General features: G+C 71.2%; 13 protein-coding genes. 7 read left to right on the top strand and 6 right to left on the bottom strand.

The features are described 5' to 3' along the window. Positions 1-56 precede the first annotated feature (56 nt). Positions 57-1,199, top strand: coding sequence for a sensor histidine kinase (locus tag HHX35_RS16430; RefSeq protein ID WP_182899653.1), 1,143 nt, complete (start codon positions 57-59; stop codon positions 1,197-1,199). Next, positions 1,196-1,882, top strand: a complete 687-nt coding sequence (locus HHX35_RS16425) for a response regulator transcription factor (protein WP_139578319.1) — start codon at positions 1,196-1,198, stop codon at positions 1,880-1,882. The genes HHX35_RS16430 and HHX35_RS16425 overlap by 4 nt, the downstream gene beginning before the upstream one ends. Before the next feature lie 34 nt (positions 1,883-1,916). Here the strand turns inward: HHX35_RS16425 and HHX35_RS16420 are convergent, their stop codons facing one another. After that, a complete protein-coding gene (locus HHX35_RS16420) occupies positions 1,917-2,852 on the bottom strand; it encodes a LysR family transcriptional regulator (protein ID WP_182899652.1) in 936 nt (311 codons plus the stop codon). A 135-nt stretch (positions 2,853-2,987) separates the two neighbouring features. Here HHX35_RS16420 and HHX35_RS16415 point away from each other — a divergent pair, with 135 nt between their 5' ends. After that, positions 2,988-4,280 (top strand): MFS transporter, encoded by a 1,293-nt coding sequence (locus HHX35_RS16415; protein ID WP_182899651.1) that lies wholly within the window; start codon positions 2,988-2,990, stop codon positions 4,278-4,280. Positions 4,281-4,326: 46 nt separating this feature from the next. Beyond that, entirely contained in the window at positions 4,327-4,971 is a 645-nt protein-coding gene (locus tag HHX35_RS16410) for a cysteine hydrolase family protein (RefSeq protein WP_182899650.1), read from the top strand. 5 nt (positions 4,972-4,976) lie between these two features. Here the strand turns inward: HHX35_RS16410 and HHX35_RS16405 are convergent, their stop codons facing one another. Beyond that, positions 4,977-5,678, bottom strand: a complete 702-nt coding sequence (locus tag HHX35_RS16405; RefSeq protein WP_259405096.1) for a DUF2306 domain-containing protein — start codon at positions 5,676-5,678, stop codon at positions 4,977-4,979. Positions 5,679-5,840: 162 nt separating this feature from the next. Between HHX35_RS16405 and HHX35_RS16400 the strand changes: the two genes are divergently transcribed. Further along, positions 5,841-6,824, top strand: coding sequence for an NAD(P)-dependent alcohol dehydrogenase (locus HHX35_RS16400; protein ID WP_182899649.1), 984 nt, complete (start codon positions 5,841-5,843; stop codon positions 6,822-6,824). A 93-nt stretch (positions 6,825-6,917) separates the two neighbouring features. On the opposite strand, the gene glgB is transcribed toward HHX35_RS16400, so the two are convergent. The 4 genes from glgB to HHX35_RS16380 are packed head-to-tail and all read right to left on the bottom strand — an operon-like array spanning position 6,918 to position 14,374. Beyond that, positions 6,918-9,149 (bottom strand): 1,4-alpha-glucan branching protein GlgB, encoded by a 2,232-nt coding sequence (gene glgB / locus HHX35_RS16395; protein ID WP_182899648.1) that lies wholly within the window; start codon positions 9,147-9,149, stop codon positions 6,918-6,920. Between the two features lie 47 nt (positions 9,150-9,196). After that, entirely contained in the window at positions 9,197-10,546 is a 1,350-nt protein-coding gene (locus tag HHX35_RS16390; RefSeq protein ID WP_182899647.1) for a maltokinase N-terminal cap-like domain-containing protein, read from the bottom strand. Further along, positions 10,543-12,294 carry a maltose alpha-D-glucosyltransferase gene (gene treS / locus HHX35_RS16385; RefSeq protein ID WP_310739134.1) on the bottom strand — a complete coding sequence of 584 codons (1,752 nt, stop codon included), beginning with the start codon at positions 12,292-12,294 and terminating at the stop codon, positions 10,543-10,545. Before treS ends, HHX35_RS16390 begins: the two co-directional genes overlap by 4 nt. Positions 12,295-12,325: 31 nt before the next feature. Further along, positions 12,326-14,374, bottom strand: a complete 2,049-nt coding sequence (locus tag HHX35_RS16380; protein ID WP_182899646.1) for an alpha-1,4-glucan--maltose-1-phosphate maltosyltransferase — start codon at positions 14,372-14,374, stop codon at positions 12,326-12,328. A 380-nt stretch (positions 14,375-14,754) separates the two neighbouring features. Here HHX35_RS16380 and glgP point away from each other — a divergent pair, with 380 nt between their 5' ends. Together glgP and HHX35_RS16370 are read left to right on the top strand one after the other, a co-directional pair. Beyond that, positions 14,755-17,352, top strand: coding sequence for an alpha-glucan family phosphorylase (gene glgP, locus HHX35_RS16375; protein ID WP_182899645.1), 2,598 nt, complete (start codon positions 14,755-14,757; stop codon positions 17,350-17,352). Positions 17,353-17,410: 58 nt separating this feature from the next. Then, on the top strand, positions 17,411-18,469 hold the full coding sequence (locus tag HHX35_RS16370; protein ID WP_182899644.1) for a glycosyltransferase family 4 protein: 1,059 nt from the start codon (positions 17,411-17,413) through the stop codon (positions 18,467-18,469). Positions 18,470-18,482: the final 13 nt, after the last annotated feature.

Here is an 18,482-nt window from a genome sequence, read left to right as displayed (position 1 = left end):
TTTGTCAGACACTCCCTAGGTTCTGCTTCCCATGTCCGCTCTCGTACCATGATGCGGTGCACGGCTTCGTCCGCTCCGTGTGGTTTGAGCCCCGTCCCCCCGATCCACCCGTACGCGTGTGGCGGGACTGGGCGCTCGTCGGGGTGCTCGTGCCGCTCGCGGTGCTCGAAGGGGTGCTGCGGCCGGACCTTCCGTGGCGGCCCTTCGCGGTGGCCGTCACCGCGGGACTGGTGCCCACCCTGCTGTGGCGGCGCACCCGGCCGCTGGCGATGCTCACGATCTGCTTCGTCGTCACGGGTGTGATCCCGATCCTCGTGACCGGCGCGACGCTCGACGCGTACACGCTGGGATACATGCTGATCCTGCCGTACGCGGTGTTCCGGTGGGGATCGGGCAGGGAGATCGTGGCCGGCCTGGGGATCATGCTCACCGCATCCGGTCTGTCCGCGCTCGTCGACCACGCCGCTCTGCCCGACGTGATCGGGCCGTTCGCCGTCATGCTCGCGACCACCAGCCTGGGCGGCGTGTTCCGCTATCGCGCCGGGGCGAGGATGCGCGAGCTGGACCAGGTCAAGCTGCTGATGCGCGAGCAGCTCGCCCGCGACCTGCACGACACGGTCGCGCACCACGTCTCCGCGATGGCCATCCGCGCACAGGCGGGGCTCGCCACGGCGGCGTCGCGTCCGGACGCCGCGGCCGAGGCCCTCCGCGTGATCGAGGCCGAGGCGGCACAGGCCCTCGACGAGATGCGCGCCATCGTCCGCGTCCTGCGCAGGGACCGGCCGGCGGAGCTGACCCCCGGCCTGCGCATCGCCGAGCTCGAACGGCTCGCGAGCCGGGGCGGCTCCCATCACCCGGCGGTCGAGGTGGAGATATCGGGTGACCTGGACGGCCTGTCGCCGTCGGTCGAGTCCGCGGTCTACCGCATCGCCCAGGAGGCGGTGACCAACGCCGTACGGCACGCGCGTCGCGCCACCAGGGTCGAGGTGCGCGTCGCCGCCGACGACACGGCGGTGCGCCTGTGCGTGCGCGACGACGGCGACGGGGGCTCCACCCGTCCGGCCGCGCCTCCGGGATACGGGATCATCGGCATGAGTGAGCGCGCGAACCTGCTCGGCGGCACGTGCGTGGCCGGCCCGGACCGCGATCGGGGGTGGACGGTGACCGCGGTGCTTCCCCGGGCCGGGGCCGCGACATGAGCGAGCGGAGCGAGCGAGTCGGTGGGCACGGCGTCCGGGTGCTGATCGCCGACGACCAGGAGATCGTCCGCACCGGGCTCTCGATGATCCTCGACGCCCAGCCGGACATCGAGGTCGTCGCCACGGCCGCCGACGGGCGGCGGGCCGTCGAGCTCGCGCGGCGCCTTCGCCCCGACGTGTGCCTGTTCGACATCCGCATGCCGGGGACCGACGGCATCGAGGCGACCCGGTCCCTCGCCGGACCGGACGTCGCCGACCCCCTCGCCGTCGTCGTCATCACCACGTTCGACCTGGACGAGTACGTCTACGCCGCGCTGAGAGCGGGGGCCCGGGGTTTCCTGTTGAAGAACGCCGGCGCCGACATGCTCGCGCAGGCCGTGCACGCCGCCGCCGGAGGCGAGGCGCTCATCGCCCCGAGTGTCACCGCGCGGCTGCTCGGGGCCTTCGCCCGCACCGGCCCCGCCTCGTCACCCGCGCAGCCCATCGAGGCGCTCACCTACCGGGAGGAGCAGATCCTCGCCGCCGTGGCGCGCGGCCGGACCAACGTGGAGATCTCCGCCGAGCTGCACATCTCGCTCAGCACGGTCAAGACCCACGTCGCCAGCCTGATGGCCAAGCTCGGCGCCCGCAACCGCGTGGAGATCGCCATCTGGGCCTACGAGACCGGCCGCGTCAGGAGCTGAACGGGGTCCCGGCTCCGGCGCGCGGCGGCGGCGTTCAGCGCGAGATCGCCCAGCCCGGCGCCCAGGTCCCGGCGGCGTCGCGGCCGGCCGCCGTGGCGGCGAGGTGGGCACGGAGGGTGGCCAGCGCGGGGTGGGGGTTGTCGCGGTGCCACAGGAGCGAGTGCGGGTAGACGGGCACGGGGTCGGTCACCGGGATGCGGCGCAGGCCGTGGCCGGCGGGCCAGACGAGGCGGGTCTGCCCGCCCATGAAGGTGGCCAGGGCCGGGGTGTCGGCGATGGTGTCGAGGAGCGCGTCGGAGCCGAAGTTGGGGCCGGTCGCCTCGATGGTGAGGCCGAACTCGGCGACGAGGTCGTCGTAGTAGGCGGTCCACTCGGTTCCGGGGACGAGGCCGGGCATCCAGATCCGGTGTCCGGTGAGCTGGGCGACGGTCACCGACCGGGCGCCGGCCAGCGCGTGGGCGGGGCCGATGAGGAGCTGGAGCGGCTCGTCGAGCACCCGGACGGACTCGATCTCCTCGGGAAGGGGCCGGCCGGGCATGGCGACGGCGCGGAAGGACGCGTCGATCGCACCGGACCGGATGGCGGCGACGGCCTTCTCGATATCGAACAGCATCACCACGTCGAGATCGATCTCGGGGTGCGCGCGGTGGAAGCCGCGCATCAGGCCGGAGGCCGCGCTGCGCGAGGTGAGCATGTCGACGCGCAGCGGACGGCGGCCGGTGCGCACGGACGCGACGGCCCGGTCGGCGGCGCGCAGCAGCTCCCTGGCGTGGGGCAGGAACGCCTGCCCGTCGATGGTGAGCTCGGCGCCGCGCGGCGTGCGGGTGAACAGCCGCACGCCGAGGTCGCGCTCCAGCGCGGCGATGCGCTTGGAGACGGCCTGCTGGGTGACCGCCAGCTCGGCGGCGGCCTCCTGGAACTGCCCCGCGTCGGCGACGGCGACGAAGGTCCGGACGGTGTCGAGGTCCATGCGGGACACCCTATGGATACAACCGCCGGTTGTGCCGGGGCGGCCTCGCGGTTGTTTGATCTCCGGGCACGGTGCTCGCTTTGATGCTTCCGATCGCGGATCGGTTGTGCGGGTGAGTGACGAGGGGCGTCGGACATGAGGAACGGGCACCGGCTGGGGCGGCGGTTCGGGTGGCTCTGGGCAGCGTACGGAACCAGCGCGCTCGGCACGTGGCTCGCCTTCGGCGCGTTCCCGCTGATCGCGGTCCAGGTGCTGCACGCCGGGCCGGCACAGGTCGCGGCGTTGGCCTCCGCGGGAGCCGCGGTGGGCGCGGCCGTGGCGGTGCCGCTGGGCCCGTGGGTGGAGTTCCGCCGCAAGCGGCCGGTGCTGGTCGGGACGGACCTGGTGCGGTTCGCGGCGCTGCTGACGATCCCCGCCGCGTTCGCGCTCGGCGTGCTCTCCTTCGTCCAGCTCCTGCTGGTCTCGGTCGTCGTCGCGGCGGCCGACATCACCTTCCGCGCGGCCTCCGGCGCGTACCTGAAGACGCTGGTGCCGGCCGGGGACCTGCTCGTCGCCAACGCCCGATTCGAGTCCACGGCCTGGACGACCACGATCATCGGGCCGCCGCTCGGCGGTGCCGCGATCGGGCTCCTCGGTCCGGTGGCGACGGTGGTGGCCGACGCGGTCAGCTACCTGCTCTCGGCCCTGGGCATCCGCGCGACGGGCGGCCGGGAGCCGCGGCCCGAGCGCCGGGAGGCCACGCGCCTGCGGGCCGGGGACCTGCTCGACGGCTGGCGGTACATCCTCGCCGACGCGACGCTGCGTCCGCTGTTCTTCAACACCGCGGTGTTCAACGGCCTGGTGATGGCCGCCGACGCGCTGCTGGCCGTCCTGATGCTCGGCCGGCTCGGGTTCGAGCCGTGGCAGTACGGCCTCGCCTTCGCCGCGCCCTCGATCGGCGGGCTGCTGGGTTCGCGGCTGGCCAGGCGGTTCGTCACCCGGTTCGGGCAGCACCGGGTCCTGGTCGTGTCCGGGGCGCTGCGCGCCCTCTGGCTCGTCGGCCTGGCCTTCGTGAGGCCGGGCGCCGGAGGGCTGCTGCTGGTGATGGGCGTCGAGCTCGGGCTCATCTTCTGCTGCGGGGTCTTCAACCCCGTCTGCGCGACCTACCGCCTCGAACGCACCGCGACCGGCCGGATCGCCCGCACACTGTCCGCCTGGACGGTGACGACCAAGGCCTCGACCGCGCTCCTGACGGCCGTCTGGGGCGTGCTGGGCGGCCTGCTCGGCCCGCGCACGGCCATCGGCCTGGCCGGCGTGCTCCTGCTGGCGACCCCGCTGCTGCTTCCCCGGCGTGCCGCGGCGCCCCCTGCCGATCCCCCCGCTGATCCGCCTGCCCAGCCCCTCGACGAGCCCCTCGACGAGACGGAGCCCGCACCGAGCCGCGCCTGACGGGCCGCCACGGCCGTTTCGCGATTTCGTCACCCAAGGAGAGAAAATGACCGTCACGACCCCGGCGCTGGACCCCCGGACGGCCGCACTGCTCGTCATGGATTACCAGCAGGCGATCCTGGCCTCGCTCCCCGGCCCGGCCGACCCGGAAGCGCTGCTGTCACGGGTGGCCGGCGCCATCGCCGACATGCGCGCGCACGGCGCCGCCATCGCCTACGTGCGAGTCGGATTCACCGAAGCCGACTGGGCGGCGATCCCGCCGGCCAACAGGACTTTCTCCTTCCTCGGCCGGCAGCGCCTCATGCACCACGAGGATCCCGCGACAGACATCCACCATCGGCTCGCTCCCGAGCCCGGCGACATCGTCGTCCGCAAGACCCGCTACGGCGCGCTGTCCACGACAGACCTGGACCGGCGGCTGCGGGATCGCGGAATCACCACCCTGGTCATCGCCGGGATCACCACCAGCGGCGTCGTACTGTCCACCGTCACCGACGCCGCCGACCGCGACTACCGGCTCTATGTCCTGTCCGACGGCGTCGCCGACCCGGACCCGCACGCCCACCAGGCCCTGATGACCGGCATCTTCCCGAGGCTGGCCCACATCATCGACACCGCGGAACTGCGCTCGTTGATGTGCTCGCTCCGGGGCGAGAGCCATCCCGATCGGGCGGAGACCGGCAGGGCGTGAGCCGCTTACCTCGCCCCTCTGGACAGAGCCGGGAGTCCGGGGCCTCCCCTGCGGACGGCCCACTCCGCGACGGCGAGGTTGATCACCCATCCGGCGCCCATCAGCAGCGCCCGGGGGAGCGGGCCGGGCTCACCGGCCAACGCCATCCAGGGCCCGACGGTCAGCAACTGGGTGCCCGCGCCCATGCCGATCGCGTAGCCCCGCGTCATCCAGGCGCGATGACGGGCGACGTCCCGGCGCCGGATCGCCGCGAAGCCGAGGACGAGCGACACGATCATGAGAGTGCCGAACACCAGCCGCAGGCCCACGAGGAGGGCGCTGTCGTTGGCCAGATGGGGATAGAACAGCGTCATCCACAGACCCGTGAACGCGCTGACGATCCCGGACGGAAACACGAGCCGCCCGGCGGCGCGGTGCCAGGCGGGCCTGCGGCGGCGCAATCCGTGGGCGAACTGGAGGGCCCCCAGGACGCTGAAGAGGGTGACGGAGATGATGTGCGCGACGACGGGCGCCGGCGTCGCGAAATACCGGACGCTGTCCTGCGTGATCGGCCCGCCGCCGGCCAGTTGCCCCAGCCGGGTGGAACCGGCGATCACCGGGACGGCGCTGAGCGCGATCAGCGCGGCGGGCACGAGCCACCCCGCCCTGCGGTTCCTGCCGGATGAGTCGCTCCGCGCGAGCGTGGGCCGTTCCATCGATTCGGTCATGCGCCGATCGTGGCCTCCGAGGGGGCGGTGGTTCATCGGCGGAACGGCCGGATCCGTGCCGCCCGATCGGCTGCCGATCGGGCGTACTTTCGGCCGATACGCCCTGCGCGCGGCGCTTCTTACGCTGGCACTCCCCACCGCCGAGGTGACGAGGAGAATGCGATGAAGGCGTACGTCCTACGCTCGTACGGTCCGCCCGACGTCCTGGAGCTCACCGACGTCGGCACGCCCGTGCCCGGCCCCGGCGAGGTGCTGGTCCGGGTGCGCGCCACCTCCGTCCAGCCGTACGACTGGCACCACATGAGAGGCGAGCCGTACGCCGCGCGTCTGATGGGCGGCACGCTCGGCCCGCGCAGACCGCGAATCGGCATCCTGGGCGCCGACGTGGCGGGACAGGTCGAGGCCGTCGGCGCCGGCGTCACCGCGTTCCGCGTGGGCGACGAGGTGTTCGCCCTGCTCACGCAGGGTGGCTTCGCCGAGTACGTGTGCGTACGGGAGAGCGCGCTGGCCCGGAAGCCGGAGAACCTGTCGTTCGAGCAGGCGGCCGCGGTGCCGATGGCGGCCGTCACCGCACTGATAGCGCTCGATCAGGGGCGGGTCCAGGCGGGGCACGAAGTTCTCGTGAACGGGGCCTCGGGCGGCGTGGGGACCTTCGCCGTGCAGCTCGCCAAGGCGTTCGGCGCCGAGGTCACCGGCGTGTGCAGCGGCCGGAACGCGGACCTGGTGCGGTCGATCGGCGCGGACGAGGTCGTCGACTACACGAAGGAGGACTTCACCCGGCGCGGGCGGCGCCACGACCTGCTGCTCGACATCGCGGGCACCCGCGCGCTGCGGGCCTGCGCGCGGGCGCTGAAGCCCCGGGGGACGCACCTCGTCGTCGGCGGGCCGGCCGGACGATGGCTGCAGCCCGTCGGCCACATCCTCGCGACGCTCGCGGTGTCGCCGTTCGTGTCCCAGCGCGTGGTCGTGACCCAGGTGTCCTACGGCGAGAAGGTCCGGGGCGACCTGATGCGGCTGACCGACCTCATCGAGGACGGCGAGGTCACCCCGGTGATCGACCGCAGCTATCCCTTCGACGAGATCCCGGCGGCCATCGAGTATGTGGAGCGGGGGCACGCCGCGGGAAAGGTCGTCATCACGGTGTGAGCCGCCCGGCGAGGCTCTCCCCGGCCCGCCGCCCGCGCTCCGCGACCGGAAACCGGGGGAGCCACGCGCGACGGGCACGGCCGGCAGGCGGGCTCAGGATTCGGCGACCAGGCCCTCGGGCTCGGCCTCCGCGTCCTCGGCGGCGGTCTCGGCGCGCTCCTCCATCTCCGGGCTCACGGCCGTGGGGCTCTCCACCGGCCGCAGCCAGACGACGCCCAGCGGCGGCACGCGCAACCGGGTCGAGCAGGGCAGCCCGTGCCGCGGCTCCTCGACCGACTCGACCGCGCCCATGTTGCCGACGCCGCTCCCGGCGTACTCGTACGCGTCGGTGTTGAGGATCTCCTCCCATCGCCCGGGGGTGGGCAGGCCGAGGTGGTAGTCCTGGTGCGGGGCGCCGGAGAAGTTGGCCACGCAGGCCAGCACCGAGCCGTCCGCGCCGTACCGCAGGAACGACAGCACGTTGCCCGAGGCGTCGTCGGCGTCGATCCAGCGGAAGCCCTCGTGGGTGTTGTCGCGCGAGTACAGCGCGGGCGACTCCCGGTAGACGCGGTTCAGGTCCTTCACCAGGCGGCGTACGCCCTGGTGGTAGTCGAAGTCCAGCACCCACCAGTCGAGGCCGTTCGCCTCCGACCACTCGGCCCCCTGGCCGAACTCGCCGCCCATGAACAGCAGCTGCTTGCCGGGGTGGGCCCACATGAAGCCGTACAGCGCGCGCAGGTTGGCGAAGCGCTGCCACTCGTCGCCCGGCATCTTGCCCAGCAGCGAGCCCTTGAGGTGGACGACCTCGTCGTGCGACAGCGGTAGCACGAAGTTCTCCGAGAAGGCGTACATCAGGGAGAACGTCATCTGGTGGTGGTGATACTGCCGGTAGATCGGCTCGCGGGACATGTAGCTGAGCGAGTCGTGCATCCAGCCCATGTTCCACTTGAAGCCGAAGCCGAGCCCGCCGAGGTGGACGGGCCGCGACACGCCGGGCCAGGCGGTCGACTCCTCCGCGATCGTCATGATCCCCGGCTCCTCGCGGTAGACGACGGAGTTCATCTCCTTGAGGAACTCGATCGCGTCGAGATTCTCCCTGCCGCCGTACACGTTGGGCGTCCACTCGCCCTCGCGGCGCGAGTAGTCGAGGTAGAGCATCGAGGCCACGGCGTCCACCCGCAGGCCGTCGACGTGGAACTCCTTGAGCCAGTAGAGCGCGTTGGCCACGAGGAAGTTGCGTACCTCGTTGCGGCCGAAGTCGAAGACGTACGTGCCCCAGTCGGGGTGGGTGCCGCGGGCGGGGTCGGCGTGCTCGTAGAGCGGAGTGCCGTCGAAGCGGGCCAGCGCCCACTCGTCCATCGGGAAGTGTGCGGGCACCCAGTCGACGATGACGCCGATGCCGGCCCGGTGCAGTTCGTCCACGAGGTGCCGGAAGTCGTCGGGGGAGCCGAACCGCGAGGTCGGGGCGTAGTAGGAGGTCACCTGGTAGCCCCACGAGCCGCCGAAGGGGTGCTCGGCGACCGGCAGGAACTCCACGTGCGTGAATCCCATGTCCTTGACGTACTCGACCAGCTCGCGGGCGAGCTTGCGGTAGGACAGGCCGGGCCGCCAGGAGCCCAGGTGCACCTCGTAGGTGCTCATCGGCTCGGCGAGGGCGTCGCGCGACGGCCGGGCGGCCATCCACTCCTCGTCGCGCCACTCGTACGTCGACCTCTCGACGATGCTGGCGGTCGCCGGGGGCACCTCGGTGCGGCGGGCCATCGGGTCGGCCTTCTCCCGCCAGATCCCGTCGAGGCCGAGGATCTGGAACTTGTACCGCGTGCCCTCGCCGATCTCCGGGAGGAACAGCTCCCACACGCCCGACCGGCCGAGCGAGCGCATGGGGTGGGCGGCGCCGTTCCAGTGGTTGAAGTCGCCGATCACCCGCACGCCCTGGGCGTTCGGGGCCCACACCGAGAAGGCCGTCCCGTCCACGTCCTCGTGACGTACCACCCGCGCTCCGAGCACCTCCCACAGCCGTTCGTGCCGGCCCTCACCGATCAGGTGGAGGTCCAGCTCGCCCAGCGTCGGCCAGTGCCGGTACGGATCGTCCGTCTCGTACGGCGGGGCGTCGGGATAGGTGATGCGCAGGCGGTAGTCGGGGACCTTGTCGACGCCGGGCAGCGTCACCTCGAACACCCCGAACGCGAGATGGCTCATCTCGTGCGCCGACCCGTCGACCAGCACCTCGACCTTCTCCGCGAAGGGGCGCAGGGCCCTGATCGCGACGCCGTCGGGCCCGGGATGGGCCCCCAATATGGAGTGGGGGTCGTGATGCGCGCCCCCGGCCAGCCGGTCCAAGTCCATGTCGCCCAACCTGCCCTAGATATATCCCTCCGAACACCCTGATCTTGTCAGCGAAAGGCCGCGAGCGGGATGGGCAGCCACGAGGGGCGGTTGCGCGCCTCGTAGACGACCTCGTACACCGCCTTGCTCAGTTCGAGCGCGCGCAGCAGCACGGCGTCGTCGCCGCGGATGCGCCCGCCGCCCTCCGAGTAGCCGGCCAGGAACGCGGCCCGGTTGCGCTCCGACCACTCCCTGGCCCGGTTCTCCAGGTTCCCGGCGTCGGGGCGGTCGGCCAGCAGGTGCCGTGCGGCGTAGTCGAACGAGCGCAGCATGCCCGCCACGTCGCGCAGCGGCGAATCGAGCGCCCGCCGCTCGGCCAGCGGCTGGCCCGGCTCGCCCTCGAAGTCGAGCACCACCCAGTCGGTCATGGTCCGCATGACCTGACCGAGGTGGTAGTCGCCGTGCACCCGCTGCACCGGGATCTCGTGGCCGAGATCGGACAGCCGGTCGAACGCGTCGGCGGCCACGGCGGCGTGCTCGCCGAGGGGCGGCACCTCGGCGACCGCCTTGTCCAGGCGGCGGCGGAACCGCTCGGTCATCCGCTTGATCTCGGGCGGCTCGATCGTCCCCGTGGGGAAGGCCCGCGCGAGCTCGCGGTGCACCTGCGCGGTGGCCAGCCCGAGCCGCCGCGCCTCGGCGGCGAAGTCGCCTCCGGCGTCCTCCGCCGGCATGCCCTCGGGGCACGCGTAGAGGTCGCGCACGCTGGTCAGCGCCATCGACCAGCCCTCGTTGGCGTTCTGCAGATACTCCTGCATGATCGCCAAGGTCGTCGGCTCGCCCTGGAGCTCGGTCTCGATCCAGCCGTACGGCCTGGCCACATGGGCCGAGCCCGCGTCCGCGAGCGCCGTGATGATCTCCAGCTCGGGGTTGACCCCCGGGTTGAGTTGGCGGAACAGCTTGAATATGTACTTGTCGCCGTACACCAGCGAGGTGTTCGACTGCTCGGCGGTCAGCACGAGGCTGCGTTGCGAGGTGTCGATCTCCGCCCCGTGCGCGAGGTGGAAGCCGACGCCGTCGAACCGTCGGTCGGCGGCCATCCCCTCCAGCAGGTGCCCCGTCAGGGCGGAGTCGTGCAGCGCGTCGTATATCTCGACCTCGCGGCCGCCCCGGCGGCAGGCGCCGATCCGGACGTGACCGAGCCGGTCGGGCAGGTGCTCACGCAGCCCGACCGGGATCTGGTAACGCGTGTGGCGCTCCCCCTGACGCACGCACACGATCAGATGGAGCAGCGCCGGGTCACCGGCGGTGATCTCGATCTCGGAGTCGATGGACAGGTCGTCGATGGCGCGCCCCTTGCCGGCGAACCACCGTTGTCCGGTGATCCAGCCGGCCAGGAGTCCCTGAAGTGAAGTCGTCACTCCTCCTTCGTGCCGGCCGTCCTATGCGTGACGGGCAGTGTGAACCAGTAGAACCCATGCCCAGGGAGCGTCAAAAGATACGGAAGCTCGCCGATCGGCGGAAAAGGAACTCCGCCCATGCACTCGACCGGCGTGGATCCCTCGAACCTGCGCAGGTCGAGCTCGACCGGCTGGGGGAAGCGCGACAGGTTGTTGACGCACAGGACCCGGTCGTCGCCCAGCTCGCGCACGAACGCGAGCACGCTCGGGTTGGACGAGTTCAGCTCGGTGAACTCACCGAGGCCGAACACGGGGTGACGCTTGCGGATCTCGATCATCCGCTTGGTGAAGTGCAGCAGCGAGCTGGCGCTCTTCTGCTGCGCCTCGACGTTGATCGCCTGGTACCCGTAGATCGGGTCCATGATCACCGGTAGGTAGAGCCGGCCCGGGTCACAGCTCGAGAAGCCCGCGTTGCGGTCGGGCGTCCACTGCATCGGCGTGCGGACGCCGTCCCGGTCGCCGAGCCAGATGTTGTCGCCCATGCCGATCTCGTCGCCGTAGTACATCACGGGTGAGCCGGGCAGGCTGAGCAGCAGCGCGGTGAACAGCTCGATCTGGTTGCGGTCGTTGTCGAGCAGCGTCGCCAGCCGGCGGCGGATGCCGACGTTGGCCCGCATGCGGGGGTCCTTGGCGTACTCGGAGTACATGTAGTCGCGCTCTTCGTCGGTCACCATCTCGAGCGTGAGCTCGTCATGGTTGCGCAGGAAGATGCCCCACTGGCAGTTCTCGGGGATCTTGGGTGTCTGGGCCAGGATCTCCGAGATCGGGTAACGCGACTCCCGCCGCACGGCCATGAAGATGCGCGGCATCAGCGGGAAGTGGAAGGCCATGTGGCACTCGTCGCCGCCGGTGACCGGGTCGCCGAAGTACTCCACCACGTCGGCCGGCCACTGGTTGGCCTCGGCCAGCAGCACCCGGTCGGGGTAGAGGCGGTCCACCTCGGCCCGCACCCGCTTCAGGTACGCGTGGGTCGCCGGCAGGTTCTCGCAGTTGGTGTCCTCCTGCTCGAACAGGTAGGGGATCGCGTCGAGCCGGAACCCGTCGATGCCGAGGTCGAGCCAGAAGCGGATGACCTCCATCATCGCGTCCTGCACCGCCGGGTTCTCGAAGTTGAGGTCCGGCTGGTGGTGGAAGAACCGGTGCCAGTAGTACTGCCCCCGGACGGGGTCGAAGGTCCAGTTGGACGCCTCGGTGTCGATGAAGATGATCCGGGCGTCCTTGTACCTCTCGTCCGTGTCGCTCCAGACGTAGAAGTCGCCGTACGGGCCCTCGGGGTCGTGGCGGGACGCCTGGAACCACGGGTGCTGGTCGCTGGTGTGGTTCATGACCAGGTCGGCGATGACCCGGATGCCCCGCTTGTGCGCCTCGTCCACGAGCCTGATGAAGTCCCCCAGATCACCGAAGTCCGGAAGGATCTTCATGTAGTCCGAGATGTCATACCCGCCGTCCTTGAGGGGGGACTCGTACAGCGGGAGCAGCCAGAGGCAGTCGATGCCGAGCCACTGGAGGTAGTCCAGCTTCTCGATGAGGCCGCGGATGTCGCCGGTGCCGTCGCCGTTCGAGTCGGCGAAGCCCCGGATAAGCACCTCGTAGAAGACAGCCCGCTTGTACCAGCGCCGATCCCGCGGTTCCTCCTCGGTGAAGGTGTTCGGGACGGGCTGGGTGTGGCTGGGCTGGATGTGGCTGGGCTGAGGTGTCGTCGAGCTCACCTTTTGACTCCCCGGATGTGCCGAGCTGCGCTCACGGGCGGTGCGCTGACCCGTGGCGGAGCGTGAGAATGTGTGCGGGATGGACGTGCGGATCGAGGCGCACGTAGTTCGCCTGCCCCCAGCGGTACGACTCGCCCGACAGTTGGTCGTCCACGACGAACTCGGCATGCCAGTCGAGACCGAGGGCGGGCATGTCGAGCCGGACCGTCGCCTCGTGTGTGTTGTGTGGATCCAGATTGACGACGGCCAGCACGACATCGCCTAGTCCGTGCCGTCGTGAGGCCGTGTCATAGGCGCCGGGCAGCCGCTTGGAGAAGCAGATCACGTTCGGCTGGTCGACGTTGTGAAACCGTAGGTTACGCAATTCCTGGAGCGCCGGGTGTGCTCTTCTCAACAAATTGAGCTGGGTAATGAACGGGGCAAGGCTGCGGCCCTCACGCTCCGCCTCCGCCCAGTCACGCGGCCGATACTGATACTTCTCGCTGTCGAGGTACTCCTCGCTGCCCGGACGGACCGGGACGTTCTCGGCCAGTTCATACCCGGAGTAGACCCCCCAGGTGGGCGCCATAAGCGCCGCCAGGACCGCGCGGATCCTGAACGCCGGCACGCCCCCGTGCTGGAGGTACTCGTGCAGGATGTCGGGCGTGTTGACGAACAGGTTCGGCCGCAGGTAGTGCGAGGTCTCGTGGGACAGCTCCCGCAGGTACTCCTCCACCTCGGGCTTCGAGTTGCGCCAGGTGAAGTACGTGTACGACTGGTGGAACCCGATCTTGGCGAGCGTGCGCAGCATGGGCGGGCGGGTGAACGCCTCGGCGAGGAACAGCACGTCGGGGTCGGTCGCGTTGATGTCGGACAGCAGCCGCTCCCAGAACCGGACCGGCTTGGTGTGCGGGTTGTCCACCCGGAAGATCCGCACGCCGTGGTCCATCCAGTGCCGGACCACCCGCTTGATCTCCGCGTAGATCCCCTCGGGGTCCTTGTCGAAGTTCAGGGGGTAGATGTCCTGGTATTTCTTCGGCGGGTTCTCGGCGTACGCGATCGAGCCGTCGGCCCGGATGTTGAACCACTCCGGGTGCTCCTTGACCCAGGGGTGGTCGGGGGAGCACTGGAGCGCGAGGTCGAGGGCGACCTCCATGCCCAGCTCGCGCGCCTTGGCGACGAACTCGTCGAAGTCCTCGATCGTGCCCAGATCCGGGTGGATCGCGTCGTGCCCGCCCTCCTGCGCGCCGATGGCCCAGGGCGACCCGGGGTCGTACTGGTCGGGGGTCAGGGTGTTGTTGCGGCCCTTGCGGAACTGCGACCCGATCGGGTGGATCGGCGGCAGGTAGACCACGTCGAAGCCCATCTGGGCGACCGCCGGGAGCCGCTTGGCCGCCGTCTTGAACGTCCCCGACTTGGGCGCGACGCCCTCCTGCCCCACCACGGCGCCCTCGGAGCGGGGAAAGAACTCGTACCAGGAGCCGAACAGCGCCCGACGCCGGTCCACCCGTACGCGGTTGCGGCCCGACCGGGTGAGCAGGTCGCGCAGCGGGTGCGCGGCGATCAGCGCGGCCGTCTCGGGCAGCTGGGTCACCGCGAAGCGCGCCCTGGGGTCCACCGCCTCGTCCCGCAGGCGGGCCGCGAGGGCCAGCAACGCGGCCCGGTGCCCGCAGGTGCCGCCCGCCTCCGTCGCCGCGCAGTCCGCCGCCCGCACGCCCTTGGCCGCCCGCTCGAACAGCCGGGCGCCCTCCTCGCACATGAGGTCGGCGTCCAGGTCGCGCGGGATCTTGATGCCCGCGTCGTGCGTCCACGTGGCGATCGGATCACTCCAGGCCTCCACCCGGAACTGCCACAGGCCCTCGGCGGGCAGCGTCACCTCCACGCTCCACCGGTCGGTGCCGGGCGCGACCTCGCGCATGGGCAGCATCCGGCCCGGCGTGCCGCTCGGGTCGATCAGCACCACGCCGGCGGCGACCGCGTCGTGTCCTTCGCGGAACACCGTCGCGCTGATCTCGAAGGTCTCTCCCGCGGCGGCCTTGGCGGGCCACTGGCCGCAGTCGACGACGGGCTGGATGTCCTGGATGGGAATGCGTCCGATCATCGTCACTTCGTACTCGGGGGCGGCACACCGGGTGCCGCCGGGGCTTGCGGGGCAGGAACAGCTGTGGTCGGGCGGGCAGCACGGGAAACAGGAACCGCTGGCCGCGGTCCTTCCTCGTCCATACACAGGGGTTGCCCTAATAGTCCACTCTTACCCCTGCCGAACGAAAGACCGCTCGCCGTGTTTGGGACGGCGTCCCCGGGAGATCGATCATTGCGTGCCGGCCGTCGCCGTCCGGCGCGGACATCACCAGGTCAAGGGTACTTTGGTGAGGTTTGAACCGGTTTGATGGTGGTGAGAGCGTTCGAGAACTGGCATCGCAGTACGACAAGTTTGATTCGGTCGCGCGTCGTGGCGCTGAGTAACTAGGGTCTGGCCCCGTGAGAGCTATCCGCAGGTTCACTGTCCGAACCGTTCTTCCCTCACAGCTCGCACCTCTGGGCGAGTTGGTCCAAAACCTTCGATGGTCGTGGCACCCCGAGACCATGGACCTGTTCGCCGAGGTGGATCCCGAGGTCTGGGAGCGCGTCGATCACGACCCCGTGGCGCTGCTCGGCGCGGTCGAGGCCGACAGGCTGCGCGAGCTCGCCCAGGACCGGCGCTTCCTGCGCCGCCTGGCCGACGCCGCCGACGATCTGCGCGAGTACATGACCGCCCCCAGGTGGTACCAGTCGCTGGAGGGCGCGCCGAAGGCGATCGGCTACTTCTCGCCCGAGTACGGCATCTCCGCCGCCCTTCCGCAGTACTCCGGCGGTCTCGGCATCCTGGCCGGCGACCACCTGAAGGCCGCCAGCGACCTCGGCGTGCCGATCCTCGGCGTCGGCCTGCTCTACCGGCACGGCTACTTCACCCAGTCGCTGTCCGCCGAGGGCTGGCAGCTCGAGCACTACCCCTCCCTCGACCCCGGCGGCCTGCCGCTCACCCTGCTCAAGGAGGAGGACGGCGCGCCGGCCCGCATCAAGATCGGCCTGCCGGAGGGGCGCGTCCTGCACGCCCAGATCTGGGTGGCCCAGGTCGGCCGGGTGCCGCTGCTCCTGCTCGACTCCGACGTCGCCGAGAACGACACGGTCGCCAGGGACGTGACCGACCGCCTGTACGGCGGAGGCGGCGACCACCGCCTGATGCAGGAACTGCTGCTCGGCATCGGCGGTGTGCGGGCCATCCGGGCCTACTGCCGGATCACCGGCCACCCCGAGCCCGAGGTGTTCCACACCAACGAGGGCCACGCCGGCTTCCTCGGCCTGGAGCGCATCCGCGAGCTCACCGAGGCCCGGCTGTCGTTCGAGGAGGCCCTGGAGGCCGTACGCGCCGGGACCGTGTTCACCACCCACACGCCCGTCCCCGCGGGCATCGACCGGTTCCCGGCCGAGATGATCGCCCGGCAGTTCGGCGGGTCCAACGCCTGGCCGACGGTGTCGGTGGACCGCATCCTCGAACTCGGCGCCGAGCCGGACGGTCCCGAGGCCGACAAGTCGGTCTTCAACATGGCCGTCATGGGCATGCGGCTGGCCCAGCGGGTCAACGGCGTGTCCGAGCTGCACGGCCACGTCAGCCGGGAGATGTTCCAGGGCCTGTGGCCGGGCTTCGACGTGGACGAGGTGCCGATCGGCTCGATCACCAACGGCGTCCACGCCCCGACGTGGGTCGGCCGGGAGATGATGGAGCTCGCCGGCAAGGAGTTGCCCTCGCTGATCGACGAGGCGCAGGGCTGGGAGGGCGCGCACAGGCTCTCCGAGGCCGACATCTGGGGCATCCGCGCCAACCTGCGCGCCCGCCTGGTCGAGGAGGCGCGCCGGCGGCTGCGCAAGTCGTGGCGGCAGCGTGGCGCCAGCGAGGCCGAGCTGGGCTGGGTGGACGAGGCGCTCGACCCGGACGTGCTGACGATCGGCTTCGCCCGCCGGGTGCCCTCCTACAAGCGGCTGACCCTCATGCTCTGCCAGCCCGACCGGCTCCGCAGGCTGCTGCTCGACCCGGACAAGCCGGTGCAGATCGTCATCGCCGGCAAGGCGCACCCGGCCGACGAGGGCGGCAAGAAGCTCATCCAGCAGATCGTCCGCTTCGCCGACTCCGAGGACGTGCGGCACCGCATCGTCTTCCTGCCCGACTACGACATGGCGCTCGGCCAGCTCATGGTGACGGGCTCCGACGTGTGGATGAACAACCCGCTGCGCCCGCTGGAGGCGTGCGGCACGTCCGGCATGAAGGCGGCGCTCAACGGCGGCCTCAACCTGTCCATCCGCGACGGATGGTGGGACGAGTGGTACGACGGCAACAACGGCTGGGCGATCCCCAGTGCCGACGGCGTGGACGACCCCGAGCGCCGCGACGAGCTGGAGGCCACGGCGCTGTACGACCTCATCGAGCGTGAGGTCGCCGACCGCTTCTACGACCGGGCCGCCGACGGCCTGCCGCGGCGCTGGCTGGAGATGGTCAAGCACACGCTGAGCTCGCTCGGGCCGAAGGTGCTCGCCGGGCGCATGCTGCACGACTACGTCACCGACCTGTACACCCCGGCGGCGGCCTCCGCCCGGTCGCTCGCGGCCGAGGGCTACGGCAACGCCCGGCTGTTCGCGGCCTGGAAGCTGCGCGTGGCCAAGGCGTGGCCGGGCGTACGGGTCGAGCACGTCGAGGCGACCGGCGTGGGGGACACCCCCGAGCTGGGGGCCCGGCTGGAGCTGCGGGCCACGATCGCCCTGGGCGAGCTGTCGCCCGAGGACGTCCAGGTCCAGGCCGCCTACGGCCGCGTGGGCGCGCACGACGAGCTGCTGTCACCCGGCTACGTCACGCTGAAGGTCGACTCGGTGGGCGACGACGGCCGGGCGCACTACACCGGCGTCGTGCCGCTGGACCGCACCGGCGCGTTCGGCTACAGCGTGCGCGTGGTCCCGTTCCACCCGCTGATGGCGTCCGCGGCGGAGCTCGGCCTCATCGCGGTGCCGGAGGAGCCGGTCGGCATGACCAACGGCACCCTGCGCTAAGGGTGTCCTCGCCCCTCTCGCCTGCTTCCGTCGCAGGTGAGAGGGGTAGACCAGCACCATGGCACAGGCCCTGCACATCGGGATGGTCGCCCCGCCGTGGTACGACGTGCCGCCCCGCACGTACGGCGGCATCGAGGCGGTGACCGCCGCCCTGGTCCGCGGCCTGCGGGCGCGCGGGCACCGGGTCACCGTCATCGGGGCGGGCCGCGACGTGGATCTGCGGACCTACGACGAGCCGCCCTCGGCGCGGATCGGCGAGCCGTTCCCCGAGGTGGTGCACGCGGCCGAGGCGGCCCGCCTCCTGCGGGGCCTGGACGTGGACATCGTCCACGACCACTCGCTGGCCGGGCCGCTCACGGCCGCGGGGCGGCTCGTGCCGACGGTCGTCACCTGTCACAACGACGTGAGCGGGGAGCTCGGGAACTACTACCGGAGCCTCGGCGCGGACGTGTCCCTGGTGGCCATCTCCTCGGCCCAGCGCGCCCACGCGCCCGACCTGAACTGGGTGGGGCGGGTGCACAACGCGGTGGACGTCGCGGCGTGGCCCTTCCGGGAGCACAAGGACGACTGGGTGCTGTGGCTGGGACGGCTCAGTCCGGACAAGGGCGCTCACCTCGCGATTGAGGCGGCGCGGGCGGCGGGGCGCCGCATCCTGCTGGTCGGCAGGCGAGCCGAGCGGGCGGAGCAGGCCTACTTCCGCGAGCGGGTGGAGCCGCTGCTCGGGCCCGACGTCGAATACCTGGGGGAGGCGGACGGCCCGCTCAAGAACGAACTGTTCTCCCGGGCCCGGTGCCTGGTGCTCCCGCTGTTGTGGGACGAGCCCTTCGGCATGGTGATGATCGAGGCGATGGCCTGCGGCACGCCGGTGGTGGCGCTGCGGCGGGGCGCGGTGCCCGAGGTCGTGGCGGACGGGGTGACCGGCTACGTCCGCGACACGCCCGACGAGCTTCCCGCCGCGATCGAGGCGGTCTCCGCCCTCGACCCGCACGCGGCGCGCGACCGCGTGGTCCGGCACTTCGACGTGCCCGTGATGGTCGAGGGATACGAGCAGGTCTACCGGAACATCACGGCCGCGACGCCGGCCACTCCCCGGCGGGCTCTCCCGCTCGGCCGCTGATCGCCCCTTTATC

This window comes from Microbispora sp. H10830, assembly GCF_014161375.1.
GTDB classification, from domain to species: Bacteria; Actinomycetota; Actinomycetes; order Streptosporangiales; family Streptosporangiaceae; genus Microbispora; species Microbispora catharanthi.
This window is presented reverse-complemented; position numbering and strand designations above follow the sequence as displayed.